This is a genomic window from Saliphagus infecundisoli (assembly GCF_020177375.1).
GTDB lineage: Archaea > Halobacteriota > Halobacteria > Halobacteriales > Natrialbaceae > Saliphagus > Saliphagus infecundisoli.
In genome coordinates, this window is record NZ_JAIWHV010000001.1 from 216,739 (window position 1) to 241,550 (window position 24,812).

Annotated in this window: 25 protein-coding genes; 18 read left to right on the top strand and 7 right to left on the bottom strand. The window is 68.8% G+C overall.

Annotation, left to right across the window (positions count from 1 at the left end; translation table 11 throughout):
* The first annotated feature begins 31 nt into the window (after positions 1 to 31).
* The 6 genes from LCF40_RS01280 (at position 32) to LCF40_RS01305 (ending at position 4,553) form a co-directional block, all read left to right on the top strand.
* On the top strand, positions 32 to 505 hold the full coding sequence (locus LCF40_RS01280; RefSeq protein ID WP_157972389.1) for a hypothetical protein: 474 nt from the start codon (positions 32 to 34) through the stop codon (positions 503 to 505).
* 64 nt (positions 506 to 569) lie between these two features.
* Complete coding sequence (locus LCF40_RS01285; protein ID WP_224827061.1) at positions 570 to 1,151, top strand: hypothetical protein; 582 nt, start codon at positions 570 to 572, stop codon at positions 1,149 to 1,151.
* A 135-nt stretch (positions 1,152 to 1,286) separates the two neighbouring features.
* Positions 1,287 to 2,444: a S26 family signal peptidase gene (locus LCF40_RS01290; protein ID WP_224827062.1), complete on the top strand. Its 1,158-nt coding sequence runs from the start codon at positions 1,287 to 1,289 to the stop codon at positions 2,442 to 2,444.
* Positions 2,445 to 2,543: 99 nt separating this feature from the next.
* Positions 2,544 to 3,749: a DUF5305 domain-containing protein gene (locus LCF40_RS01295; RefSeq protein WP_224827063.1), complete on the top strand. Its 1,206-nt coding sequence runs from the start codon at positions 2,544 to 2,546 to the stop codon at positions 3,747 to 3,749.
* A 56-nt stretch (positions 3,750 to 3,805) separates the two neighbouring features.
* Positions 3,806 to 4,102, top strand: coding sequence for a winged helix-turn-helix transcriptional regulator (locus LCF40_RS01300; RefSeq protein WP_114577462.1), 297 nt, complete (start codon positions 3,806 to 3,808; stop codon positions 4,100 to 4,102).
* Between the two features lie 37 nt (positions 4,103 to 4,139).
* Positions 4,140 to 4,553: a hypothetical protein gene (locus LCF40_RS01305; protein ID WP_224827064.1), complete on the top strand. Its 414-nt coding sequence runs from the start codon at positions 4,140 to 4,142 to the stop codon at positions 4,551 to 4,553.
* Positions 4,554 to 4,573: 20 nt separating this feature from the next.
* On the opposite strand, the gene LCF40_RS01310 is transcribed toward LCF40_RS01305, so the two are convergent.
* The 3 genes from LCF40_RS01310 to LCF40_RS01320 all read right to left on the bottom strand — a co-directional run bounded on the left by LCF40_RS01310 (position 4,574) and on the right by LCF40_RS01320 (position 9,536).
* Positions 4,574 to 6,472, bottom strand: coding sequence for a PINc/VapC family ATPase (locus LCF40_RS01310; RefSeq protein WP_224827065.1), 1,899 nt, complete (start codon positions 6,470 to 6,472; stop codon positions 4,574 to 4,576).
* A 91-nt stretch (positions 6,473 to 6,563) separates the two neighbouring features.
* A complete protein-coding gene (locus tag LCF40_RS01315; protein ID WP_224827066.1) occupies positions 6,564 to 8,660 on the bottom strand; it encodes an ATP-binding protein in 2,097 nt (698 codons plus the stop codon).
* 123 nt (positions 8,661 to 8,783) lie between these two features.
* A complete protein-coding gene (locus tag LCF40_RS01320) occupies positions 8,784 to 9,536 on the bottom strand; it encodes a helix-turn-helix transcriptional regulator (protein WP_224827067.1) in 753 nt (250 codons plus the stop codon).
* 363 nt (positions 9,537 to 9,899) lie between these two features.
* On the opposite strand from LCF40_RS01320, the gene LCF40_RS01325 reads away from it, so the two are divergent.
* The 7 genes from LCF40_RS01325 (at position 9,900) to LCF40_RS01355 (ending at position 17,172) form a co-directional block, all read left to right on the top strand.
* Entirely contained in the window at positions 9,900 to 10,997 is a 1,098-nt protein-coding gene (locus LCF40_RS01325) for a M20 family metallopeptidase (protein WP_224827068.1), read from the top strand.
* Between the two features lie 52 nt (positions 10,998 to 11,049).
* Entirely contained in the window at positions 11,050 to 12,573 is a 1,524-nt protein-coding gene (locus tag LCF40_RS01330) for a carboxypeptidase M32 (RefSeq protein WP_224827069.1), read from the top strand.
* A 211-nt stretch (positions 12,574 to 12,784) separates the two neighbouring features.
* The gene (locus LCF40_RS01335; protein WP_224827070.1) at positions 12,785 to 14,176 is read left to right on the top strand and encodes a metallophosphoesterase; all 1,392 of its coding nucleotides are present in this window, start codon (positions 12,785 to 12,787) and stop codon (positions 14,174 to 14,176) included.
* Positions 14,177 to 14,454: 278 nt separating this feature from the next.
* The gene (locus tag LCF40_RS01340; protein ID WP_224827071.1) at positions 14,455 to 14,835 is read left to right on the top strand and encodes a DUF1428 domain-containing protein; all 381 of its coding nucleotides are present in this window, start codon (positions 14,455 to 14,457) and stop codon (positions 14,833 to 14,835) included.
* Between the two features lie 131 nt (positions 14,836 to 14,966).
* A complete protein-coding gene (locus LCF40_RS01345; protein WP_114577453.1) occupies positions 14,967 to 15,707 on the top strand; it encodes an SDR family oxidoreductase in 741 nt (246 codons plus the stop codon).
* A gap of 65 nt (positions 15,708 to 15,772) precedes the next feature.
* On the top strand, positions 15,773 to 16,174 hold the full coding sequence (locus tag LCF40_RS01350; RefSeq protein WP_224827072.1) for a hypothetical protein: 402 nt from the start codon (positions 15,773 to 15,775) through the stop codon (positions 16,172 to 16,174).
* Positions 16,175 to 16,212: 38 nt separating this feature from the next.
* Complete coding sequence (locus LCF40_RS01355; protein ID WP_224827073.1) at positions 16,213 to 17,172, top strand: ABC transporter substrate-binding protein; 960 nt, start codon at positions 16,213 to 16,215, stop codon at positions 17,170 to 17,172.
* On the opposite strand, the gene ubaA is transcribed toward LCF40_RS01355, so the two are convergent.
* Positions 17,139 to 17,963 (bottom strand): SAMP-activating enzyme E1, encoded by an 825-nt coding sequence (ubaA, locus tag LCF40_RS01360; RefSeq protein WP_224827074.1) that lies wholly within the window; start codon positions 17,961 to 17,963, stop codon positions 17,139 to 17,141. The genes LCF40_RS01355 and ubaA overlap by 34 nt on opposite strands.
* Positions 17,964 to 18,063: 100 nt before the next feature.
* On the opposite strand from ubaA, the gene LCF40_RS01365 reads away from it, so the two are divergent.
* On the top strand, positions 18,064 to 18,246 hold the full coding sequence (locus tag LCF40_RS01365; protein ID WP_224827075.1) for an HVO_0416 family zinc finger protein: 183 nt from the start codon (positions 18,064 to 18,066) through the stop codon (positions 18,244 to 18,246).
* A gap of 86 nt (positions 18,247 to 18,332) precedes the next feature.
* Complete coding sequence (locus LCF40_RS01370; RefSeq protein ID WP_224827076.1) at positions 18,333 to 20,192, top strand: UvrD-helicase domain-containing protein; 1,860 nt, start codon at positions 18,333 to 18,335, stop codon at positions 20,190 to 20,192.
* Between the two features lie 57 nt (positions 20,193 to 20,249).
* Here LCF40_RS01370 and LCF40_RS01375 read toward each other — a convergent pair whose 3' ends face one another.
* On the bottom strand, positions 20,250 to 20,495 hold the full coding sequence (locus LCF40_RS01375) for a DUF7533 family protein (protein WP_114577447.1): 246 nt from the start codon (positions 20,493 to 20,495) through the stop codon (positions 20,250 to 20,252).
* Between the two features lie 132 nt (positions 20,496 to 20,627).
* Between LCF40_RS01375 and LCF40_RS01380 the strand changes: the two genes are divergently transcribed.
* Positions 20,628 to 21,248: a riboflavin synthase gene (locus LCF40_RS01380; protein WP_224827077.1), complete on the top strand. Its 621-nt coding sequence runs from the start codon at positions 20,628 to 20,630 to the stop codon at positions 21,246 to 21,248.
* Here the strand turns inward: LCF40_RS01380 and LCF40_RS01385 are convergent.
* Positions 21,220 to 22,230, bottom strand: coding sequence for a PrsW family intramembrane metalloprotease (locus LCF40_RS01385; protein WP_224827078.1), 1,011 nt, complete (start codon positions 22,228 to 22,230; stop codon positions 21,220 to 21,222). The genes LCF40_RS01380 and LCF40_RS01385 overlap by 29 nt on opposite strands.
* 108 nt (positions 22,231 to 22,338) lie before the next feature.
* Between LCF40_RS01385 and LCF40_RS01390 the strand changes: the two genes are divergently transcribed.
* Positions 22,339 to 22,716: a DUF7532 family protein gene (locus tag LCF40_RS01390; RefSeq protein WP_224827079.1), complete on the top strand. Its 378-nt coding sequence runs from the start codon at positions 22,339 to 22,341 to the stop codon at positions 22,714 to 22,716.
* Between the two features lie 16 nt (positions 22,717 to 22,732).
* Complete coding sequence (locus LCF40_RS01395; protein ID WP_224827080.1) at positions 22,733 to 24,145, top strand: ribonuclease FAU-1 family protein; 1,413 nt, start codon at positions 22,733 to 22,735, stop codon at positions 24,143 to 24,145.
* Here LCF40_RS01395 and LCF40_RS01400 read toward each other — a convergent pair.
* Complete coding sequence (locus LCF40_RS01400) at positions 24,142 to 24,795, bottom strand: helix-turn-helix domain-containing protein (protein ID WP_224827081.1); 654 nt, start codon at positions 24,793 to 24,795, stop codon at positions 24,142 to 24,144. The two genes, LCF40_RS01395 and LCF40_RS01400, sit on opposite strands and share 4 nt — an antisense overlap.
* Positions 24,796 to 24,812: the final 17 nt, after the last annotated feature.

Consider the following 24,812-nt stretch of genomic DNA (forward strand, 5'->3'; position numbering starts at 1 on the left):
GTGGGTCCCAAGGAGGGGATACACCATGAGGATGAACAGACGGAACGTGCTCGCGGGAATCGGTATGACGGTCGTTGCCGGCGGCGGCGCCCTCGCGTCGGGCGCGTTCAGCCAGGTGGAAGCGGATCGATCGGTGAGCGTCACCACGGCGGGCGACGGGAGCGCACTCCTCCAGTTCGACGTCGACGACAGCTACAACGGGATCGACGACACTGGTGACGGGGTAGTCGCCCTCACGTTCCAGGACATCAACCAGGACGCAGTGACGACCTTCGAGGGCGCGCTGACCGTCACCAACAACGGGAGCGACGACGTGTCGCTCTCGGCCTCGAACGTCCCGGCCGCGATCACGTTTACGGATGCGAACGGAACGGATCTCGCGAACGGCGTGGATATACCGTCCGGCGGAAACAGCGCGAACTTCGACATCGAGATCGATCTGGTCGACAACTCCGAGCCGAGCGACCAGGACATCACGTTCAACGCCCAGGCCCAGAGCAACTGAGCCTCCCGTCACCGACTTCCTTCGTCGGTGAACCGACCGCAAGATCGATCGGATAATACATCCAATGTCCCGAAACACTCGTTTCCTGGCCCTGCTCGCCGTCGTGACGGGCACCACCTTCATCGTGCTCGGTCTGGCGGTGCCGACGGGAGCGATCGTTTCGGGAGCGCCCGACGAGGGTCGGTCGAGAGCCGTCGCCCTCGAGCCCACCTCCGACCACGCCGGACTCTCAGGGGACGAACTCGTCGTCGAACTCGCTAGTGTGAACAGGGACGCGACCTCGAGGTTCGACAGCGTCTTCACGATCACCGCCCGGGAAGCGGGAGCGATCCGCCTCGAGACCGACGTCGAGGGCGTCGCCTTCCATCGGGATGGGCAAGCCATCGCACCGGAGGAACCCCTCCGGCTCGAGGCCGGCGAGACCGTCCCGGTGGGGGTGATCGTCGAGACGGCCGACGCCGACCCCGAGGGCGGGACGTTCACGGTCTACGTCGAGGGCGAGTCCACGGCACCGACCTACGCCGTCGGCAGCCGGATCTTCACGGATCGGTTGACCGCGCTGGTCGCCGTTCCGATCGCCGTCGGGCTCCTCTCGGTCGCCGGGCTCGTCCGCCGTCGCCGGGATCTCTGGCCCGTGCTCCCGTGATAGCGGCCGAAACGTTCATCCGACCTGACACGGTAGCCATCGCCGGAGCAGACGGATGGACGGACTGAGAGGAGACGAATCGTCGCGGCCGATCGCCGGGCGGAGAGTGCCGGACGGGGAGCACCGGGGACGGCGATGAGCGGCGGAAGCCTCCTCGGAAAACTGTTCACGATCGTTTTCGCGATCGTTCTCCTCTCGCTGGTCGTCGGGCAGGTGCTGGGCCAGCCGATACTCCTTGGATACGTCACGACGGGGAGCATGGAGCCGACGATTGACGCCGGCGACGGCTTCGTCGCGATCCCGGCGGCGGTGACGGGCGAGCCCGAACCCGGAGACGTCGTCACCTTCGAGGCGACCGAACTCCACGACGGCGGGCTAACGACCCACCGGATCGTCGGCGAGGCCGAGGGAGGGTACGTCACCCAGGGCGACGCCAACCCCTTCACCGATCAGGACGGCGGGGAGCCGCCCGTTACTGAGGGACAGATCGTCGCGAGCGCCCTCCAGGTCGGGGACACCGTCGTGACGATCCCCCACCTCGGGACCGCGGTCATGGGGATCGGGTCGGTCCTCGAGACCGGATACGCCGCCGTCGCCTCGACGCTCGGCTTCACGACGACGCCCGACGGCGAGGGCGGCGGGGCGGTGCTGGTCGGTCTCGGGGTCGTTCTGGTCGGCCTCGGCGCCCTCTTTGGTTCCGGCCGGGACGTCGGCCGTTCGACGGCCCGGGAGAACGTGCTCGCGGTCCGGGTCGCGATCGCAGCCGTCCTCGTCGTTTTCGTCGCCGTCGCGACGGTCGCGATGGTCGTCCCCGCGGGGGTCTACGAGTACGAGGTCGTGAGCACGACCGAGCCGACCGACGATCCCCAGGTGCTCGCACCCGGCGAGTCCGGCGAGCTGGCCCGGACCGTCGACAACGCGGGCTTCGTTCCGACCGTCGCCATCGTCGAACCGCAGAGCCTCGGGATCGCCTCCGAGCCCGACCGCCTGACCGTCGGCGCCCGGGGGGAGGCCGAGACGACGGTCACGCTGACCGCGCCTGAGGAGGAAGGCGAGTACGTCCGCCACGTCGGCGAGTACCGCTACCTGCTCGTCCTCCCGCCGTCGGTCCTCGCCGCGCTCCACGGCGTCCACCCGCTCGTCGCGATCGCCGCCGTCGACGCCGTCGTCGTCGCCGTCGTCGTCGTGACGATGGTCGCGCTCCTGGGATCGGGTGATCTCCGATTTCGCCGGCCCGGCGGGAACGTCCCCGCCAGGCGCCGCCTCGAGCGCAAACTCCGGAAGTGGCGCTGAAGCGCCGTCGGCGAAACACTAGTATTATATCTCGTGAATGTCTGTAATTGAGTATACTGGTTCGGGGGACCGACTCCCCCGATTCGGGAGGGAGGACACGTGATCGACAACCCGCGGATCGATCTCCTGGTCGCCAGACACGGGCGAGCGATCGCGATCGCCGCGGTCGCCGTCGGCGTCCTCGCGCTAGTCGCGACCGGCTGGGCGGCCGCGAACCCACAGACGACGACCGCGCCCGCCGGGGTCGCCGAGGATCGCGTCGAGACCGAGGTCGCCACGAGCGCCGAGGTCGTCCGGGACGGCCTCTGGGAGTCGGGAACGGAACTCCGGGACAACCCCCTCTACACCCGCAACGACACCCCCGTCGTCGCCGTCGAACCCCGGACGACCGTTCCCGAGGACAGCGAGGTGACGGTCGATCACGTCGTTTCGATCTGCTACGAGGCGGTCCGCGACGAGACCGTCTTCTGGGAGGACGGTGAGGAGGTGCTGAACGAAACGGTGACCGCCGAGGGCGGCGTCGCGACCTCGAGCACCGAGATCGACGTCGAGTCGGTCGCCGACCGCCGCGAGGCGATCGAAGCGGACCTCGGCGACGTCGGGACGGTCGCGCTCTCGGTCGTCGTCGACGTCCGGTACTCGGGCGACCTCGACGGCGGCTACGAACTCTCCACGCCCCTCGCGATGGACGAGGAGGCCTACTGGTTCGAGGAATCGATGTCGGAGTCGGTGAGCCACGACCGGGCGGCCGGAGCGGAGACCACCGAGCCCCGGAGCACGCTCGTCGCGGGATTCGGCCTGCTCGCGCTCGCGGCGTTCGGCGTCGCGGCCGTCGTCGCCCGGCGAGGAACGGTCGACCCCGACGTCGCCCGGCGCCGGCTCCACGAGCGCCGACACGCCGAGTGGATCTCCCACGGGACGATCCCGATGTGGATCGGCGACCACCACGTCGCACTGGACACCTTAGAGGACGTCGTCGACGTTGCGATCGACACCAACGAGCGGGTGGTCCACGACCGCGACCGGGAGCTGTTCGCGGTCGTCAGCGACGACGTCGTCTACTACTACAGCGAGCGGGGCCTCTGGGAGGAGACCGCCTGGCCCGACTTCGACCTGCAAAGCGGGGAGCGCCCGCCGATGCCCGACGACGCCGGAGGGAAGACCGCGAGACCCCCGGAAATGGACGGCGGGAGCCCGGCCCTCGAGGGCGACGGCTCCGCGTCCGTTCCGGGCGGGACCGACCCGGCTTCCGACGACGACTCGCTGCCCGATCCCGACGACGACGACGCCTGGGAACAGCTCTGATCCCCGACCCAGGTAGACTCAACTTTTATACTGCTGGGACGTTTCGATTCGCAACGATGGCCGACACCGACGGGGAGGACATGACGGACCTGCCGCCGAGCGCCAAACTCGTTTTCAAGGTGCTCGAGTACGACGGGCCCCTGACCCAGAAACAGATCGTCGAGGAATCGATGCTGTCGGCGCGAACGGTCCGCTACGCTCTCGAACGCCTCGAGGGGATCGGGATCGTCGACGAGGACATCTACTTCGCGGACGCCCGACAGAGCCTCTATCGGATCGACGAGCCGGTCGCAGCCGACGGCTACGGCGCCGACGAGAAGCGCGAGGACGCCTGCTGTGCGGGCGGCCAGTAGCACCACAGTTATTTTCCGGCACTCGGGGAGTTCGTGTATGGACAAGGACACCCTGCCCCGCTGGGGCTGGCTGCTCGCCGCGCTCTTTGCCGCCGCGATCACGGCGTCGCTCGCGAACGTCGCGCTGTTCCGGCCGATCGGCCTCCCCCAGTCCTACGACGTCGTCACCACGATCGCGCTGATGGCGCCCGTGCTCATCTACGTCGGGCTCTGGCACGACGACGAGCGCCAGGCCTACTGGACCAACTCGCGGCCGAAGATCGTCGGCGACGCCGTCTTTACCCTTCTGGGGGCCCTGCTCGGCGCCGGCTTCGCCATCGCCGCGCTGATCGACGTCGGGATCCCGCGGCTCGCGACCGACGTGATCGCGATGCTCGCGGGCTTTCTCCTCGCCTGGGGTCTGTTCTGGTGGCGCAATACGGAACTCTACCGGGAGGACGACACACGCTAAGGGATTTCAGGGCCGACCGGTTACGACGGCACGACCGTGATCGGCTCCTGGCGGTCGATCGCGTCCTCTAACTCCTCGGCGATCGCACTCCCCCGCGACACCTGGATCTCTCCCCCGCGGCTCACCGTCGCGGTAAACAGGTAGTCGCCGCCGGCACGGATCTCGACGGTCTCACCCTGGTTGCCCTCGACGGGGACGACGACGTGTCTGGAGGTGATCTCGGGGGTGGTGATCCGGCCCTCGGGCTGTCCGGCGCTCCCGCCGCCGGCGGCGCCCGATCCGCTTGAGCCGTCTGAAGCAGCCCCGCCGGAGTGGGGGTTCTCGTCGTGGGTCCGGACGTCGATGTCGATCCCCAGCCTGTTCTCGATGTCGGTGATCCGGCCGCCGCCTTTCCCGATCACCGTCGAGATGTCGTCGTCGTCGACGTAGACGACCGCTCGGTCCTGGCCCGAGAGCTGGACGTCGACGTAGCCTCTGGCGACCGAGCGGATCTCGCGTTCGATCTCGCCTTTCGCGAGGCGATCGACGCCCGACTCGGTTCCGGGCCCACCGTCCTCGTCGTCGAGAGGGACGGTGACGACCTGGCGGTTGAAGGTGTAGATCTCGTACTCGGGCTCGCCGCTTTCGAACTCCGAGACGAGGATCACCGGCCGGGCTAAGTCCTCCTCGGTGAGCCCCGCGGGCACCTTCACCTCGGTCGTGACGTCGTACACCTTCGCGACCTCGCCGGCCTCGATGTAGACGACCGTGTCGACGACCTGGGGGATCATCCCCAGTTCGACCCGTCCCACGAGGCGCTGGAGGGCGTCGATCGCCCGGGTGGCGTGGACGACGCCGATCATCCCTACCCCGGCGAGGCGCATGTCCGCGAAGACCTCGAAGTCGTCGGTCTTGCGGACCTCGTCGTAGATGGTGTAGTCGGGCCGGACCATCAACAGGGCGTCGGCCGTCTTCGCCATCTCGCCGCCCAACTCGGTGTACTGGGTGATCTCCGGGCCGACCTGGAGGTCGCGGGGCTTCTCCATCGTCTTGACCGCGTACTCCTCGTCGTTCAGGTACCTGGCGACCGCCTGGGCGAACGTAGACTTGCCCGCGCCGGGCGCCCCCGAGATGAGCACGCCCCGCTGGTGCTCGCCGAGTCGGTCCTTGAGTTCCTCTGCGTGTTCGTAGTCCTCGATGTCGGTCTGTGCGATCGGCTTGACCGCGGTGATCTCGATGCCGTCGGAAAAGGGCGGTCTGGCGATCGCGATCCGGTAGTCCCGGAACTGGACGATCTTCATGCCGGGTTCCGAGAGCTCGACGAAGCCGCCGCTTGCCTCCTTGGCGCCGTCGACGACCTCGCGGGCGTACTCGTCCATCTCCTCCTCGGAGAGCGGGTCGTCGGCGATGGCCTCGTAGCGCATCTCGTCGAGTGCGCCCCGCTTTGCCATCGGGCGGGTATCGGTCTTCAGGTGGACGCTCATCGTCTCGTCGTCGAAGAACTCCTCGAGGGCAAGGGTGCCGACCTCGCGGGACTTCGGCGAGATGTAGGCGACCTCCAGGCCCTTCGCTTCTGCCACTTCGGCCTGGACGATGTCACTCGTGACGAAGGTGGCCTTGAGCTCCTCGGCGAGGTCGCGGATCAGCGCGTCGATCTCGCCCTCGGCGGCGTGGCCCCGCTCGATCGCGTCGGGGCGGTCGCCGACGTACTCCAGGTCGATCCGTCTGCCCTCGGCGAGGTCGGCCAGCGTCTGGAGCTCCGAGAGGCCGTCCCAGCCGCTCTCGAGGCCGTCGTTGGCCTGGGCCTCGAGTTCGGCGACGACCGCCTCCGGCACCGAGACTGTCGCTCCCTCGAACGTCACCTCCACGTCCTCTTCGCCCTCGATCGCGGCCGAGACGCGGCCGTCGATGACCACGCTCGTGTCCGGTACGACGTTCATGCCGGCGGATTCGGCCCTCGCGGGTATAAGGCTGCGGAACGCAGGTGACGGGTTCGGCCGCCTGCCCCCGGCAGCAGGCCGACAAAGGAGTTCAGTCGCCGGACGCTCGGTCGAGGGAGGCGACCGTGGCGTCCTCGAAGACCGCCTCGCAGCGACGACCGGGGACGGCGCTACAGACGACGATCCCGGCGTGGACCGGCCCGGTTCGCTCGATCGGGCGCTGGTCGACCGGGGTCCACCGGTCGCCGCCGGGAGAGACGAAACAGGTCAGGCGCTCGCCGAGGAGGTCGGCCCGGAGCCATTCGGCTCCGATCCCCTCGAGCTGGTGGCTGACGCCCGCCTCACCCGGGCGGGTCCGCCACAGTAGCTCCGTGCCGAACTCCGGGGTATCGCCGACGTAGCCGTACGTCGAGGCCCCATCGCGCCCGCTCCGGATCATCACGCCCGCCTTGCTACACGGATCGACGCCCTCGAGGGCGACGAGCCGGGCCCGGACGGTGACGTCGCCGTCGGCGGTCGCGTAGACGAACTGGAGGTCGTTCAGGTCGTCCCGGACGTCGTCGCCGTCGGCGGCGACCGTCCACCGGTTTGCGCCCGGGTCGAACGCGACGGTCCCGCCGGCCTCGAGGTCGCCGATCTCGACGTCGGACTCGAGATCGAGGCGGTCGCCGCGCCCGACGTCCGTGCGCTCATCGGCGGTCGGTGCCGACACGAGCGGACAGTTCCGAAACGAAAAGCGGGCGCCGCCCTCGGCGCTCTCGCCGACCGCCATTTTCCATCCCTGGGCGTCACAGATGTCGGAGACGAGGCCGAGCCCCACGCCGGTCCCCTCCGGGTCGGTGGTGTACCCCGGCTCAAGGACGGTTTCGCGCTCGGACTCGGGGATTCCCCGGCCCGTATCCTCGACGTAGAACCCGTCGTCGAGGGCTCCGATCCGGACGGTCACGTCCTCGCCACTGTTGGCGACGGCGTCATCGCGAGCCTGCGAGCGATTGCTCGTCGGACCGTGTTCCACGGCGTCATCGCGAATCTGCGAGCGGTGGCTCGTGGAACCGTGTTCCACGGCGTTCGTAAAGAGGTTCTCGAGGGCCGGCCGGATCGTCTCCTCGTCGACGGGCGTGTTCGTCGCCGCGGGGAGCCGGTTCTCCAGGGTCGCCTCCCCGGGGTAGACGCTCCAGACGTCCTCGACGACGTCGGCGAGCGACCCGGCCCCGCCGTCGGAACCGCCGGTCGAGCCGTTCGCGACCGTCTCGAGGTCCTCGATCATCTCGTCGATCCGACTGAGTGCCGCCCGAACCCGGTCGAGGTGGTCCTCGTCGCCGGTCTCCTCGGCGAGTTCGAGGTGGCCGGCGGCGACCTGCAGGGGGTTGCGGAGGTCGTGGCGGACGTTTCGGGCGAACGTCTCGAAGCGCTCCCGGAGCTCCTCGAGTTCCCGCTCGCTTCGTTTGAGGTCGGTGACGTCGACGGAGACGCCGACGAGTCCCTCCCGCCCGCCGTCGCTCCAGGGGATCTTCGTCGTCCGGACGGTGTGGGCGGTCGAGTCGTGGTCGTAGCGTTCGTCCTGGCCCCGGATCGACGCTCCGGTCTCGACGACCCGGCGGTCGTCCGCCGTGGTCCGGCGTGCCATCTCCGGGTTCGTCTCCCCGTAGAGGTCGAGGTCCGTCCGGCCGATCGCGTCCTCGGGATCGACGATCCTGGGGGTGGGGGTGGCATGGAGGTATCGCCCCTTCCCGTCCTTGACGTAGACGTTCGGCTCCGGGCCCTCGAGCAGCGCCGTGAGCGCGGCGCGTTCGACGCGGGCCTCCAGTCGCCGTCCGTACGTCTCGAGGCAATCGTCCACGGCGTGGCGCACGGTTTCGAGGGGATCGGCGGGGGTGTAGTAGCCGTCCGCGCCCGCGTTGAGGAGTTTCCGGGGGACTCCCTCGGAGTCGTCGGCGTAGAAGACGACCGGGAACGCGGCGTCGCGGGCGCGGACCTCCCGACAGAGGTCGGTGCCGGTCGTTTCCGGAAGCCGGTCGGCCAGCAGACACCCTACCTCTGGATCGCGGGCGGCATCGACCGCCGCCGCCGGCTCGAGGGATCGAATCTCCGTGGCCCGTCCCTCGAGGAGCGCGTCCCGGAGCTCCGGCGAGCGCACGGAGTCGCCGACGCCGACGACGACCGTCGGCGCGGGAAGGGGCCGGCTCATCGATCCGTCCCGTGGGGCCGGTCGTAGGGCTCCGCCGGCCCTCGAAAACGTCCTCGCTCGTCGCACATGGCCTCCCCTTTCCCTTCTCGGGATATAAGGCTACGGAACGTTCACGATAGTTTATCAGTCGCGGGCGACGACCGTCGAGCGCTCGCGGTAGCGCTCGTAGACGTCCTTGACCCACTCCCGGAAGGCGGGCGTGTCGTTCTCGACGCAGGCGGCGAACGTCCCGTCCTCGTAGCGGCCGACGAGCGCGGTGTCGTCGGTCAGCGTCAGCCCGAAGTCGACGGAGTCCTCGAGCGTCCGGAGGGTGAACGCCCCCGGCGGGGGCTCCTCGGGTTCGGGTACCCGCTCTAGGACCGGCCGGGGCATGATCAGCTCGGTCTCGACGCCGTCGGCCAGGAGCCGTCCGTGGACCTCGATGAAGAGGTCGCTGACGATCGGCGAGATCCCGCGGACCGACGACGTCTCGGAGTCGGTCATCGCCGTCCGGTAGTGGCTGATCGGCGCGTGGGGGTTCGTCGGGGTGGCGACGGTCACCGTCGCCTCCTCCAGCAACAGCGGGTCGAACGCGGGATCCCGGTCGGCGAACGTCCCGACGACCGGACCGTGGCGCTCGAGGGCCGAGAGCCGGTCGAGAAACCGCTTCGCCGACAGGTAGACCAGGTCGCCGACGGCGGTTAGCTCGTAGCGTCCGTCCACCTTCTCGACCCAGCCGAGTTCGCCACACGCGTTGAGGTGGCGCTGGACGGTCACCCGCGAGGCCGACAACTCCTCGGTCAGCCCCCGCGTGTCCGTCGGTTCCTCGTGGAGCGACCCCAACACGTCGAACCGGTGTGGCGACGAGAACAGGTCGGTTCCCCACTCGTATCCCATCGGCCGAACCCATTCGACCGACGAACGTATGCTTTCCGGTCATGATCCGTCGAAGGCGGCGTATCCGGTGGATTCGACCCCTCCATCGGCCGTGTTGGTCGTCCCGTATCCGTTTCAGGGGGTGTTCTCGAGGTCGAAAACGATCACCTCCTGAACGGGAGTGCAGTGGGTAAGGTAAGACCGTACCGAGTGGTACCAGAAACTGGCAGCACGACGACCCCGGTTCGGCCGGCCGCCGAACCCGCTCGATCGTGTGCCTCTGACATCACGGGGTCGGTTGGCCGCCGCCCCCTGTACTTCCTCTCCAGCCGTGGCTCCGCCGGACCCGCTACACTCACGGTCCTGGCCTCGAAAGCCGGTGCCATGGCAACGACGATCGCCGAACTGACCGAGGCCCTCGTCGGGATCGCGAGCCACGACGACGAGACCGCCGCCGGCGACCGCATCGAGGCGTGGCTCGCCGACGAGACGGAAGCGGCGGTCCGCCGCGACGGGATCGGGAACGTGATCGCCCGGCGAGGTGACGATGAAGGGGTCTCGGTCGCGCTCGTCGGCCACCACGACGTCGTCCCGCCCGAGGGGCCCCAGCTCGCCGAGGACGGCAGCTACCGCGTCGAGCGCCGGGAGGGCCGGATCCACGGCCGGGGCGCGGCGGACATGAAGGGCGCGCTCGCGGCGCAGCTGGTCACCTTCCGGGAGGCGGAGCTCCCTCCAGGAATCGAGCTCGTCTTCGCGAGCTTCGTCGGGGAGGAGACCGGCGGCGTCGGCGCCCGGTACGCGATCGACGACGGCTTCCTCCCCGACTACGCCGTCGTCGGCGAGGGCTCGACGAACTACTCGGGGCCGGACGTCACCGACGTCGTCGTCGCCCACCGGGGCCGGCGGGGGAGCACCGTCACCGCCCGCGGGACCGCCGCCCACGCCAGCGAGCCCGAGGCCGGCGAGAACGCGATCTACCGGGCGACGGCGGCGATCGACGCGATCCGGGAACTCGACGTTCCTCCGGTCTCGGTCGCCGGCGGCCGGCTCTCCGGAAGCGTCGTCGTCACCGAGATCGAGGGTGGCTCGGCGATGAACGTCGTTCCCGAGCGGTGTACGCTGACGGTCGACGAGCGGACGGTGCCCGGCGAGCGCGCCGACCTCGACGGTCTGGAACGGTTACCGGGAATCGAGTGGGCGGTCGAACAGGACCTCCCGCCGATGGAGTGCACCGACGAGACGTTCGCCGAGCGGGTCCTCGCGGCCGCCGCCGAGGCCCAGTCGGCCCCTCCCGAACTCGCGACCAAACCCCATGCGACCGACGCGGGCTGGCTCTCGCGGGCGGGGACCGAGTGCGTGATCTGTGGTCCCTCCGAACCCGGCGAGGCCCACACGCGCGAGGAGAGCGTTTCCATCCAGGCCCTCGAGCGGTGTTACCGGATCTATCGCGGGACCGTCGAGTCGTGGCCGGCCCACGGCTGACCTCCCTGGCCGGAACCCCGGCGTTGATGGGACCGGCCCTCGTTCGTCCGCCATGGCGAGCGATCAGCCCTCCGAGACGGGAGAGGACACCTACGAGCAGTTCGAGGAACGCGTCGAGCGCATCAGCAACGTCGGCAACGCCGCCGGAATCCTCCGGTGGGACCAGGAGGTGATGATGCCCGAGGGCGGCACGCCCGCACGGGCCAAACAGCTCTCGACGCTCTCGTCGATCAGTCACGAACTGCTCACTGCCGAGGAAACCGGCGACTATCTCGACGAACTCGAGGGCGAGGACCTCGACGGCGACCGCGAGGCGGTCGTCCGCGAGACCCGCCGGGAGTACGATCGGGCGACGACGGTCCCCGAGGAACTCGTCACCGAGATCTCGGAGACGACCTCGAACGCCCATCCCGTCTGGATGGAGGCCCGCGAGGAGGACGAGTTCTCGACGTTCGCGCCGACCCTCGAGAAACTCGTCTCGCTCAAACGCGAGTACGCCGAGCACATCGACCCCGACGCCGACCCCTACGCCGTCCTCTTCGCCGACTACGAACCGTATCTTGATCTCGAGACCGCAGAGCGAGTCCTGACTCGCCTGCGCGAGGAGCTGGTCCCGCTGATCTCCGCGATCGACGATTCGGATACCGAGATCGAGACCGACGCGTTCTCGGGGGAGTTCGACGACGACACCCAGGAGGAACTCGCCCGCGACGCCCTCGACACGCTGGGCTACGACTGGGACCGGGGCCGGATCGACACCGCCCCCCACCCCTTCTCCTCGGGGACGCAGTTCGACGCCCGCGTGACGACCCGGTTCGACGAGGAGGACCTCTTGGGATCGATCACCTCGACGATCCACGAGTTCGGCCACGCCAACTACACCCTCGGGCTGCCCGACGAGGGCTACGGCACCCCGCTGGGCGAGGCTCGCGACCTGACGGTCCACGAGTCCCAGTCTCGGCTCTGGGAGAACCACGTCGGACGCTCGGAGGCGTTCTGGGAGCGGTTTCTCCCGCAGGTCCGCGAGCGGTTTCCCGAGGTCGAGGCCACCCCCCGGGAGGCCTACGAGTCGGCGAACCAGGTGTACGACGACAACCTCATCCGGGTCGAGGCCGACGAACTCACCTACCACCTCCACATCGTGATCCGCTTCGAGATCGAACGCGACCTCATCGCGGGCGATCTGGACGTCGAGGAGGTCCCGGAGGTCTGGAACGACAAGTACGAGGAATACCTCGGCGTTCGCCCCGAAACCGACGCCGAGGGCTGTCTTCAGGACATCCACTGGTCTCACGGCTCCTTCGGCTACTTCCCGACCTACTCGCTGGGATCGGTGCTGGCCGCTCAACTGTACGACGCCGCCACCGACGCGGTCGGCGACGTCGACTCCCGGGTCCGCGAGGGCGAGTTCGACGAGCTGAACGGCTGGCTCCGCGAGGAGATCCACGCCCACGGCAAGCGTTACACGACCCCCGAACTGATCGAACGGGCGACCGGCAAGGCGTACTCCGCCGACGACTTCCTCGCGTACGCGAAGGCGAAGTACGGCGAGCTCTACGACCTCGAGGCGTACTGAAACCGGCCGGTTCTCGACCCATCCGTTCTCGGACGCCGTGAGCGTCGTTTCCCACTTCGGCAGGCGGGAACACGTCTGCCCGAGACCGATCGAAGCCGACTACTGAACGCTCGCAGTCGTTCGGACCGGGCTGACACCCACTGTGAACCGGAGCGACGACGGGCAAACCACTATCCCGTCGGCGCTGGTAGGACGTCGAACCACGATCCGAATGGCTACCGAGTACGTCTTCATCAGCGACCTTCACATGGGCGGCGACGAGCAACTCACCACGCTCGACTTCGAGGACGAACTCGTCTCGTTTCTCGAGGATCTGAAGGAGGATGGCGGCGACGTCGAGTTGATCATCAACGGCGACGCCTTCGGCCTCTGGGAGTACGCCGAGGCGACGGGCACCGACACGCTCGAGCGGGTGATCGAGGACCACCCGCGCGTCTTCGAGCAGTTCCGGGCGACCGGCGAGGAGATCGACATCACGCTGATCCCGGGCAACCACGACTACGACCTCGCGTGTTACCCCTCCTACGTGGATCGGCTCGCGGAGTACAACCTGACCCTCGAGCCCGAGGTCGCCATTACCAGGGAGGTCGCCGACGGAACGGTCTGGATCGAGCACGGCCAGCAACACGACGCGAACAACCGCATGCCCGACTGGGGCAACCCAGACGCACTGCCAGTTGGCTACTTCGTCGTCCAGCGGGTCGTCGCCGCCGCAGGGCGCTACTCCGAGCACGCTAGAGGCGACTGGCTCCGGGACATCCAGTCGGTCGCGCCGATGGAGGAGATCCCGCGCTGGCTGGTCTCGAACTACTTCTACCGCGAGATGAGCCCGCTGTTGCGAGCGATCGTCGTCCCCCTGTTGCTCTTTTTCAACATCACGATCCTCTACCTGTTCGGTACCGTCCTCGAGACGATCGGTCTCCTCCCGCCGCACGTGTTCACCGACAACCCCCTCATCCGAGCTCTCGGTGCCGCCGATTATCTCCTCGAACTCATCATCGCCATCAACGTCGTCGTCATCGGCATGTTGCTCGTGCTCGCGATCCCGTTCTGGTTTTTCAGGCGGGACCTGCGACGAACCCTCGGGCGCTTCGGCGTCATGCTGTCGGGGGTGCGGGTCGGCCAGGGCGATCGGCCGTTCCTGAACGCGGCCAGGGACGTCTTCGAGTCCCACCCCGACGTGGCCGTCTTCGTCTACGGCCACACCCACCGCGCGTCGCTCACGAAGTGGGGCGACCGCGTCGTCGTCAACACCGGCACCTGGCTGAAGAAGCTCCAGCACGTCGAAACGTGGTTCTCCCGGCTGCCCGGGCTCTACTATCCCTCGTTCCGGCTGAACTACTTCCGGATCTTCCCCGAGGGCGATCGGATCGTCGTCGAGTACGAGGAGATCGAAACGCGCCAACCCCGGGACCTCACCCGGTTTCAACAACTGGTCGCACGCAGACCGCCAGCACCGACGACGATCCCGGAACGCACGGCGGTCGATCCCGCAGGGCCCCTCGAGCTCCCGGACGCGGGATCGGGCCCCGATCCCGAACCGGCGACCGGGGGTGATCCGGAACGCGAACCGACGCGTGCGCCCGACCCCGAGGACGACTAGCTCGTGAGGACCTCGATCACGCCCGCGATGCGGCGCTCGAACTGGCGGAGAACCGCCGCCCCATCGCGTCGGGGAAGCCGTCGCCGCCCCCGCCGGGGGACCGTCGACGACGCCTACTCGTACGGACGCCGCATCGGCGCCGGCGACTCCGTGAACGGTCGCGGTTTCGCCGATCGACCGTTGGACGGACCGTACGAGCCTGCGATAGGTCGCGGCGGGACAGCTATCGGGAGGTGTGAAAAACGGTTATCTCCCGTCGCGTCGTCCGTCTGCAGGTCATGGAACGATACGTAGACGGGTTCGTTCTCGCGGTGCCCAAGGAGAAACTGGACGCCTACCGCGACATGGCGAGCGAGGCCGGGGAGCTGTGGATCGACCACGGCGCGCTCGAGTACTTCGAAGGGGTCGGAGACGACATGGAGCCCGACATGGGCGGGATGGCGGTCCGGACCTTTCCGGAGCTCGCCGACACCGACGAGGACGACGCGGTCGTGTTCTCCTTTATCGTCTTCGAGTCCCGGGAGCACCGCGACGAGGTCAACGCGAAGGTGATGGACGATCCCGCGATGGATCCGGACGCCTTCGACGAGGAGATGCCCTTCGACTCCGAGCGCATGGCCTACGGCGGCTTCCGGTCGATCGTCGGCCACGAGCGGTGATCGACGGAAAACGGCAACCGCACGCGGCGGCGTACGGCCTCGAGTACGCGGCGACGTCCGCCGAACTCTCCGACGTACCGAAATACTGACCCGACGGAAATACGGAAGGGGCCTCCCCCCGAACGGACCGTATGGCATTCGACAGTCTGGCAGGGAGGGCGGTCGTCGTCACTGGCGCGAGTTCGGGCATCGGCGAGGCGACGGTCCACGCGCTCGCAGAGGCCGGCGCGAACGTCGTGTTGGCGGCGAGATCTGGGGAGACGCTCGAGGAAATCGCCGACGACGTCGAGGCCGAGTACGACACGGAAACGCTCGTCGCTCCGACCGACGTCACCGAGGAGGACGCCGTCGAGGCGCTGATCGAGGCGACGGTCTCGGAGTTCGGCGAGCTCTACGGGCTGGTGAACAATGCCGGCCTCGGGCTGGGCGACGACGTCGAGTCGATGGACACCGACGACTTCGCGACGATGCAGGCGGTCAACGTCGACGGCGTCTTCTATGCGACCCGGGCGGCGATCCCCCACGTCCGGGAGTCGGGCGGCCACCTCCTGTTCGTCGGGAGCTTCGCGGGCCACTATCCCCGCCCCGGAAACCCGGTGTATGCGGCGACGAAGTGGTGGGTCCGCGGGTTCGCCCACAGCGTCGCGGGCCAGGTGGGCGAGGAGGGGATCGGCGTCACCGTCGTCAACCCCTCGGAGGTCCGCTCGGAGTTCGGCGGGGGCGACGGCGAGTCCTTTGCCGAACGGTTCGAGCCCGGCGAGGTCACCGAACCCGAGGAGATCGCCGAGGCGATCGCCTTCGCGCTCTCCCAGGAGCGGTCGTCGGCCAGCGAGATCGACCTCTACCGGCGGGACAAGTTCGCGGAGTTCTGAGTCCCTAAAACGGCGGTGCGTGTGCCGGGGATGGAGCCATCCGCCCCGCGTACCTCGATGGAGGCATGAAGATCACCGTTCCCGGACTGCCCGGCGTCTCCTACGACACCGACGCGGAGTCGACCGCGATCAGCGCGACGCTCACCGCCGCCGGACGGAAAGCGCCCAAGCCCCAGGGGTACGCGATCCAGCTCCTGCCCCTGCTGTGGTCGATCGACGTCGACCTCCAGGAAGCCCCCAACGAGCACCCGATCCAGTACCTCCATCCGGAGGGCGTCCACAGCCTCGACGAACTCCCGACGGACCATCGCCTCCGGCGGCTCGCCCGCGAGGCCGACGGCGCCCTCCGCCTCGTGGGGGACGTAAACGCCGAGACCGAAGCCGCGGTCGGCGAGCTCATGGGCCACGAGCGCGCCGACGGCGAGGAGTGGACCGAGATCGAGATCGAGGACGGCGACGCCCGATAAGCACGCACGCCTTTTAGGCTCCGGCACGTCCCTCCGCCATGCGCGTCGTCACGACCCTCCCCTCGGGGACGGAGCTTCTCGCTTCCCTCGGAATCGATCCCGTCGGCGTCTCCCACGAGTGTGACTTCCCCCCCCGGATGGCCGACCGGCCGGCGATCACCCGCTCGCGGATCGACGCCTCGGCGTCGAGCGACGAGATCGACCGACAGGTACTCGAAGCCGAGACGGACGCCGAGGGCGTCTACGAAATCGACTGCGAGACTCTCGAGGAACTCGAGCCCGACCTGATCGTCACCCAGGGGATCTGTGACGTCTGTGCGGTCGATGCCGCGGTCGTCGAGCGCGCGGTCGATCGAATCGAGCCCGACCCCGAAATCCTCTCGACCGACCCGAGCACCGTCGGCGACGTCCTCGCGGATCTCCGGCGGATCGGCCGCGCGGTCGGTCGGGAGGAGTGTGCCGAACGGGTCGCCGGCGATCTGGCGGAGCGCCTCGAGACGGTCCGCGACCGGACTCCCGACGAGGGGCCGCGGGTCGCGGTCCTCGACTGGACCGACCCCGCGATGGTCGCGGGCCACTGGATCCCCGAACTCGTTGCCGCGGCCGGCGGCGAGTACGGGATGGCCGACCCGGGCGACCGCTCGACCCCGCGGGAGTGGGCGGCGATCCGCGAGTACGACCCCGAGGTCCTGGTCGTCGCGCCCTGTGGGTTCGAACTCGATCAGACCGCCGAGAACCGAAGCAATCTCACCGATCGTGAGGGCTGGGACGAGCTTTCGGCGGTTCGGGACGGACAGGTCTGGGCGATGGACGGCCACCACTACGTCAACCGGCCGGGGCCACGCCTCGTCGATACCGCCGAACGTCTCGCGGAGGTCCTCGACCCCGAGCGGTTCGGGTCGCCTCCCGAGTCGGTCGCGGTGCCGTTTCCGGCGCTCGCGGACCTCGACCGGCGCGGGGAGCGTCAGTCCGCGGGAACCGTACACCGGCCCTCGTAGGAGACGTCCCGGATCGACTCGATCTCGGGGTCCTCGCCACAGACCGGACACGCCGGGTTTCGGGCGATCTCGACCGTCTCGAAGGAGAGCCCCATCGCGTCGTAGGTCAGCAGTCGGCCGTCGAGGAGGTCGCCGACGCCGAGCAAGTATTTGACCGCCTCGGTCGCCTGGATCGTGCCGACGGTGCCCGGGAGGACCCCGAGCACGCCGGTGGTCGCACAGTTCGGTACGGTCCCGGGTTCGGGCGCGTCGGGGAACAGACAGCGGTAGCAGGGCCCCTCGCCGTCGTTTTCGAACGTCGTGGCCTGTCCCTCGAAGCGGTAGATCGCACCGTGTGAGAGGGGGATCCCCTCGAGGGCACAGAAGTCGTTACAGAGATAGCGGGTCGCGAAGTTGTCGCTGGCGTCGACGACGACGTCGGCGCCGGCGAGCAGGTCGGGAGCGGTCTCGGCGGTGAGGCGGGTCTCGTGGGCATCGACCCGGATATCGGGATTGAGGTCGGCGACGCGTTCGGCGGCGCTCTCGACTTTCGGTCTGCCGAGGTCTCCCTCGCCGTGGATCACCTGGCGCTGGAGGTTCGAGCGCTCGACGCGGTCGTCGTCGATTATCCCGATCCGGCCGACGCCCGCGGCCGCGAGGTACTGGACGACCGGCGAGCCGAGGCCGCCGGCGCCGACGACGACGACGTGGCCGTCGAGGAGCCGTTTCTGGCCCTCGGGGCCGACCTCGTCCATGATGACGTGGCGGGCGTAGCGCTCGAGGCCGGTCGCGTCGAGAGCCAGATCGGTCATATCCGACCCTGGGCGGGAGCGACCGTAAGTCCGTGGGTCGTGTGTGGCAGGGACTGTCACGACCCAACGATTTATTAGCGTGGTACGCGATACCGTCACTATGGCATCAGCCCCCACCGATGCCGACGACGAGTTGTTCGACGAATTCCTCACGGACCGCGGCCATCAGGTACGACGAGCAGGGTGGGAGCGAGACTATAACAAGAAGAAGTGTCCGGAGTGTTCGGGGCTCCACGATTCGGAGGCGACCTCCTGTAACGTCTGTGGGTGGGCCCCGCGATAGGGCCCGTCGCGACCGCTCCTGAGCCGGCGTTTCCCGACGTAAGAAACCCACGTGACTTATGAGTGTCGGGTCCCTGAACGGGGACAATGGCTCCCACGGAGACGCAGGTGACTCGGTTGTTCGGCGGTCCGGGCAGCGGGAAGACGACGGCACTGCTCGACCACGTCGAGGAGGTCCTCGAGCCGGAGGGCGTCACGTTCCGTGACATCCTCGTCGTCTCCTACACCCGGGCGGCCGCCCAGGAGATCCGCGAGCGCCTCGCCGAGCGCCTGGACGAGAGTCCCCGCGCGCTCCAGGGCAACGTCTGTACGATGCACGCGAAGGCCTACGACCTGCTCGATCTCTCCCGTGGGGACGTCGTCGGCGAGAGCGAGAAGGAGGCGTTCTGCGAGGAGTTCGGCCTCGAGTACGAAGACGAGTACTCGGGTGCGGGCCGGCGGACCGCCCGCTCGACGACGATCGGGAACAAGGTGATCGCGACGAGCCAGTGGCTCCAGCGGACCCGCCGGGAGGTCGGCGACTGGTACGACGTCCCCTTCCAGTGGGACGAAGAGGAAGTGCGGTTGCCGCCGGAGATCGACCCGAACGCCCAGGAGGGCAACAAGTACACGCCGACGTGGCCCTCCGACGACGACCGGATCGACGTCCCCGAGGCGATCCGGGGCTGGCGTTCCTACAAGGGCCGGGAGGGGAAGATCGGCTTCGCGGACATGCTAGAGCGGGTCAAACAGCGCTCGCTGATCCCGAACGTCGAGTATCTGGTGATCGACGAGTTCCAGGACATCACCACCCTCCAGTACGACGTCTACGAGGAGTGGAAGCCCCACGTCGAGCAGGTGTTCATCGCCGGCGACGACGACCAGGTCGTCTACTCCTGGCAGGGCGCCGATCCCGCACTCCTTCTCGACGAGGAGGTCGACGAGGACATCATCCTCCCGAACTCCTACCGGCTGCCCTCGAACGTCCTGAACACCGTCAACCGCGAGATCCGTCACATCGACCACCGCCAGGACAAGGATCTCGAACCGCGCAAGGAAGGCGGCGCCGTCGAGGGCCACCGCAACGCCTCGATGCTCGACGTCGTCCGGATGGTCCGGCGCACCCTCGTCGAGGGCGACGGAACGATCATGGTCCTCTTTCGGGCGCGCTACCAAATGTTCCAGTTCATCGATGAGTTCATCACCGAGGGGGTACCCTTTACCGCCCTCACCGACCAGCGGATGTGGACCGATCGGCTCTCCCAGTACGTAAGCGCCGTCGAGAAAGTCGAGGACGGCGAGGACGTCAACGGACTCGAGGCCCGCCGGCTCGCGGACATGCTGATGGAGTCGGCCTTCGGCACCAACGACCGCGACGCGCTCTTCGATACGATCGACGACCGCGAGGAGGCCGCGGGGGTCGAGGACCTCACTGACCTCTCGATACCCGCCGAGGTGATCACCGACCACGCGCCGTTCATGCCGGGGCCGAACTCCGCCTCGGACATGGTCCGGAAGGTCACCAGCTTCCAGAAGAAGAGCATCAAGTCCTACTTCGCGGTGGGCAGTTACAAGGGGATGGACACCGACCGCGTCCGCGTCGGCACGATCCACTCCGCGAAGGGCCGGGAGGCAGACCACGTCCTCGTCGGCACCGACCTCACCGAGAAGGTCGTCGAGCAGATGGTCGCCACCGTCGACGACCCCACCGCAGTCGAGGGTGTAGAGGAGTTCACGAAGACGACCTCGCCGGTGCCGATCCTCACGGACAACGAACGCCGGGTGTTCTACGTCGGGATGTCGCGGGCCCGCGAGCGACTCGTCCTCCTCGAGAACCTAGTCGACGGCGCTCCGACGCTCCCCATCGACGTCCTGCTCAACAACCGGCCGACCGAGACCGATCTGGAAGAGCTGATCGAGGCGGCAGTCGAGCCCCAGGAGCGGGAGGTCGAGGCCGAAGCACCCTGACTCGCCCTCGCGGACACTGCAGTCGATCGGTTCGGTCGGTGACCCCGGCGGGAACGGTCACTCGCGCGGTTCGTCGGGATCCTTGCTCACCGCGCCGGCGACCCGCTGTGCGACCATGCCCGGGACGTCCCCCGGCAGGGTGACGTATCGCTGGACGAGGACGAGCGCGACCGCGAGCCCGATCAGGACGGCGCCCACGACGGGCTGACCCCGGACGAGGAGGAACTCGAGGCCGGCCAGCGCGGCGGGAATCGCGAACACGAGCACGCCCGCCAGCGAGAGCGTCTCGATGATGCTTGCCATCGGTCGGTGGTCGCTCCGGAGCGATAAAAACGCGCCGACCCCGCTCGGGTACGGTCCCGCACCGAACCGTCACGGTTTCGTGACGCGTTTCGGTATCGGTGGGCATTTCACCACGCCCGCCGACGGTCGGGTATGTTCACGGGAATCGTCGAGGGAACCGGCGAGGTCATCGCCCGGTCGCGGACCGACGACGGGATACGTCTCCGGATCGCGACCGAGGAGGTCGCGGCGGGCCTGGTCGAGGGCCAGAGCATCAGCGTCAGCGGCGCCTGCCTGACGGTCGAACGCTTCGAGGACGGGGCGTGGTTCGAGGCCTTCCTCGCGAGCGAGACCGTAGCGCGGACCTACCTCGGCGATCTGGCGGTCGGCGACCGGATCAATCTCGAACGGGCGATGCCCGCCGACGGCCGGTTCGACGGCCACGTCGTCCAGGGCCACGTCGATGCGGTGGCCCGTCTCGACTCCCGGGAGCCGGTCGGCGACGACTGGCGGTTTGCTTTCGAGCTTCCGGAGGGGTACGACCGCTACGTCGTCGAGAAGGGGTCGATCACGCTCGACGGGATCAGCCTCACGGTCGCCCGTCTCGAGGGCAGTCGGGTCGAGGTCGCGATCGTTCCGACGACCCACGAGCTGACGACGCTCTCGGAGAAGGCGGTCGGCGATCCGGTCCATCTCGAGGTGGACGTGCTCGCGAAGTACGTCGAGGGGTTGCTCGAATCGGGAGTCAGCGGTTGGGCGGATCGATCTCGGTGACCTCGGTCGCGGGGTCGCCCTCGCCGACGCGGTACTGGCGGTAGCGCCGGCGGTAGCGGGTGATCTTCCGGTAGAGGTAGTAGCCGGCGGCGGCGTCGAACGCGACGACGTAGCCGACGAACGCGAGCCCGGGGCCGATCCCGGTCGCGCCCGCGATGAGGTCGGGGGCGACCTGGGCCGTCGAGTTGTAGGTGGCGTGGATGACGGCGGCGACGAGCAGCCCCTTCACGACGAGGGGACCGGCGTTCTCAGGGTTGAACTTCGCGAGCCCGAGGTAGTAGCCCGCGATGGCGGAGTAGATGACGTGGCCCGGGCCGACGAGCGCGCGGACGGTAGTGATCCCGGTCGCGGCGGCGAGCAGCCCCGCCGACCCCTCGACCTCGGCGACGACTCCGGAGATGTAGATCGCGTTCTCGATGGCGGCGAAGCCGAGGCCGGCGACGGCGCCGTACACCGCGCCGTCGATGACCGCGTCGAAGGAGTCGCTCCGGAAGGCGAGGACGCGGACGGCCAGTAGCTTGACGGCCTCCTCTAGGGGGCCGACGATCAGGTAGAAAAAGAGGACCATCCCGACGACCGGGATCGACTGAAGAACGGCGCCGCCGGCGGCGTTGCCCAGGGCGGCGAACGTCGCAAAGAGGATCGTGAGGACGAAGGTGCCGACGAGCAAGGAGAGCGGCTCGCTCGTGGTGACGTCGGCGTACCAGATGTAGGCCGCAAGCGCCAGCGCCGGGACGGCCGACAGCGCGAAGAACGCACCCAGGAACGGCTCCTCGACGACGAGCAGGGCCGGCGAGACGAGAAGGGAGAGCGTGATCAGGGCGGCGACCGCGAGGACGATGCCGCGGAACCCGTAGCTGATCGCGCGGTAGAGCCGGACCGCGAGGCGATCGACGAGAGTGCGGGGCTCCCAGGTCGAGACGTCGTAGAGATCGACGCCCTCGCCGGCCGAGCGCTCGATCGGGTCACGAAGGGGTGACATACCTCCTGTAGGGCGAGGCCGGTGGAAATAGTTTGGCCGACGGACAGTCCCTGCGACCGTCGTCCACGAGAGGGATGGCTTGAAAGTCCCGCGGCCCAACCCCCGGACATGCACTTCGACCAGCGGACCCAACGCGCGCTCCGGGCGGTCGGCCTCGAGACGGACGACCTGCGGGCGGCGAGCGAGGCGGTCGTCGAGAGCGTCGCTGACGACGCCGCCGATCTGGTGACCTTCTTCGACGCCCACGACGTCGTCTACTCGGACATGGATCTCGCCCACAGCACCGCGGAGTTCCCCGAACACGAGGTGGAGTACGCCGACATCACGACCCACGCGGCGGAGATGCGGGGCTGGCTCCGGTTCGATACGTGGGGCGTTCCGATCGAGGACGGCCGCGTGCTCGGAGAGGAGCACGTCGAGCTGACCCTCGGCCCGACGATCCACGACCGGGTCCGCTTCGGGTCCGACCGGGAGGTCCTCCGGTGATCGGCGGGGGGCCGCGATGACCGCCGTCCGGATCCGGGGGATCTACACGACGGCGCTCACCCGCCTGCTCCGCCAGGACGGTCTGGAGGTCGTCCAGCCCTCCCCGCCGATCCGCGAGCGCTTCGAGGACGGACTCGATACGGTGCCCGCCGACGTCCGGATCGACACGAGCCGGGATCGCCAGGGGGTCTCGGTGTCGGGCGATCCCGACGGCGTCGAGGCGGTCGCGGCGCGTCTCGCCGACGCGGGGATCGACGCCTTTCGCTGGGACGACCCGATCCCCGAGGGGGCGGTCTTCGACTGCGAGGTCCTCGAGGCGGGCGGCGGGGGCGGCGCGACGGTCGATCTCGGCGACGGCCGGCGTGGCTACCTGCCCTACGACGCCGTCTCCGGCTACGTCGGAGATGGCGACCGCTATCGCGTCCAGGTCCGAGAGTCGGCCTCGCCGTGGGGCGACGACCGGGCCCGCGTCGAGCCCGGGTTCTCGGTCGGGGACGGGCTCTGCTCGCTCTCGCGGGACCGATCGGGGATATCGGCGGCCGTCGGCGGCGAGCGCGGGGAGGAGCTCGTCGGCCTGACCGAGCTCCTCTCGATCGAGGTGCCGGAGGGATGGGGCCTGCGCTGGGAGCGGGCCGCGGCCGACGCCGACCTCGAGGCGATGGGAGAGGCCGTCGCCGACGCCGGAGACCGGGCGCGGGAGTTGGAGGCGACCCTCGCCGACGCGCCCGACGAGCCGGGCGACCCTGCCCTTCTCGCCGAGCCCGAGGGAACCGTCTGGTGCTGGTTCGGCCGGGAGTCCCGGTTCGCGCTTGACGACTCCCGCTGCGCCGTGACGGCGACGATGGCGGGTCACCACCGGATCAAGGCCGGAAGCTCGGCGGCGAGTTCGGCCGTGGACTTCGCGGAGGCGGTCTGTGGCGGCGGCGGGGAGTTTCCCTTCGGCGCGGTCGCCGGCCAGTTCGGTCCCGAGGCCGGCGACCGGATCGCGCTCGGCCACGGCAAGCCCGACGGGCGTCTGATCACGCTCGGAACCGGCACGGTCACCGACTGGAGCGGGGACGGCAGCGTCTCCCTCGAACGCGAGATGACGGCCGGAGGAACGTACGACGCCCTCGAGGTTCCGATCGAGCGAGGCGACGTCGCGGTCACGAAGCTCCGCGAGGGGCGGTGGTGGTATCCGACGACCTACCGCGATTCGGAGGGTGTCGCGAAGGGGACGTACGTCAACGTCTGTACGCCCGTCGAACTCTTTCCCGACTGCGCGCGCTACGTCGACCTCTACGTCGACGTGATCCGACGGGCCGACGGCTCGGTCGCCGTCGTCGATCGGGAGGAACTCGCCGAAGCGGTCGCCGACGGGCTCGTAGACGAGGAGTTAGCGGAGAAGGCGCGGAACGTCGCGTCGGCGGTCGAACGGGCGCTCTCCTAACCCCCAAGAACTGCCTGGAGGACGGCGCCCTCGCCCTTCCGGAGGTGTTCGGCGGCGGTACTGGGCGCACAGCCGAGCTCGGCCGCAACGTCCTCGTGGCTCGCCTCGCGGGGTACCTCGTAGTAGCCGACGGCGAGGGCGACCTCGAGGGCCTCCCGCTGGCGGTCGGTGACCAGCGAGTCGGCTAGCTCCGTCACCCCGCGCATGCCCCCGACCGCCTCGACCCGGACCTCGATCGGATCGGGGACGCGCTCGATCGCCGCCTCGATCTCCTCTCCGGGACCGAACACCGAGTACGAGACGGTTTCCTCCGCGTACTCGATGGGCGGGATCACGACCGCGGTGCTCTCCGCGACGGCTCCGAACAGTTCCCGAAGCGGTTCGGTGGTCGCGTCCCGGACGTAGGCGTAGAAGGCCTCGCCCGCGGGCGTTATCTCGAACTCCCGGACCTCCGGAATCGTCTCGAGGCGCTGGCGAAACGCCTCGCGGTCGCCTTCCAGATAGTGCATGATCCCGAGTTCGTCGCCCGCGAAGCTCCAGTGGGTGGCGGTCGCGTGCTCGACCGCGGGGTCGTTGACCAGCACGTCGTACATCGGGTGGATCTCGGCCTCCCGGCCGCCCGCGTCGAGGCTCAGCCGGACGTGGTTCATGTGGGTTGCCTCGCCGT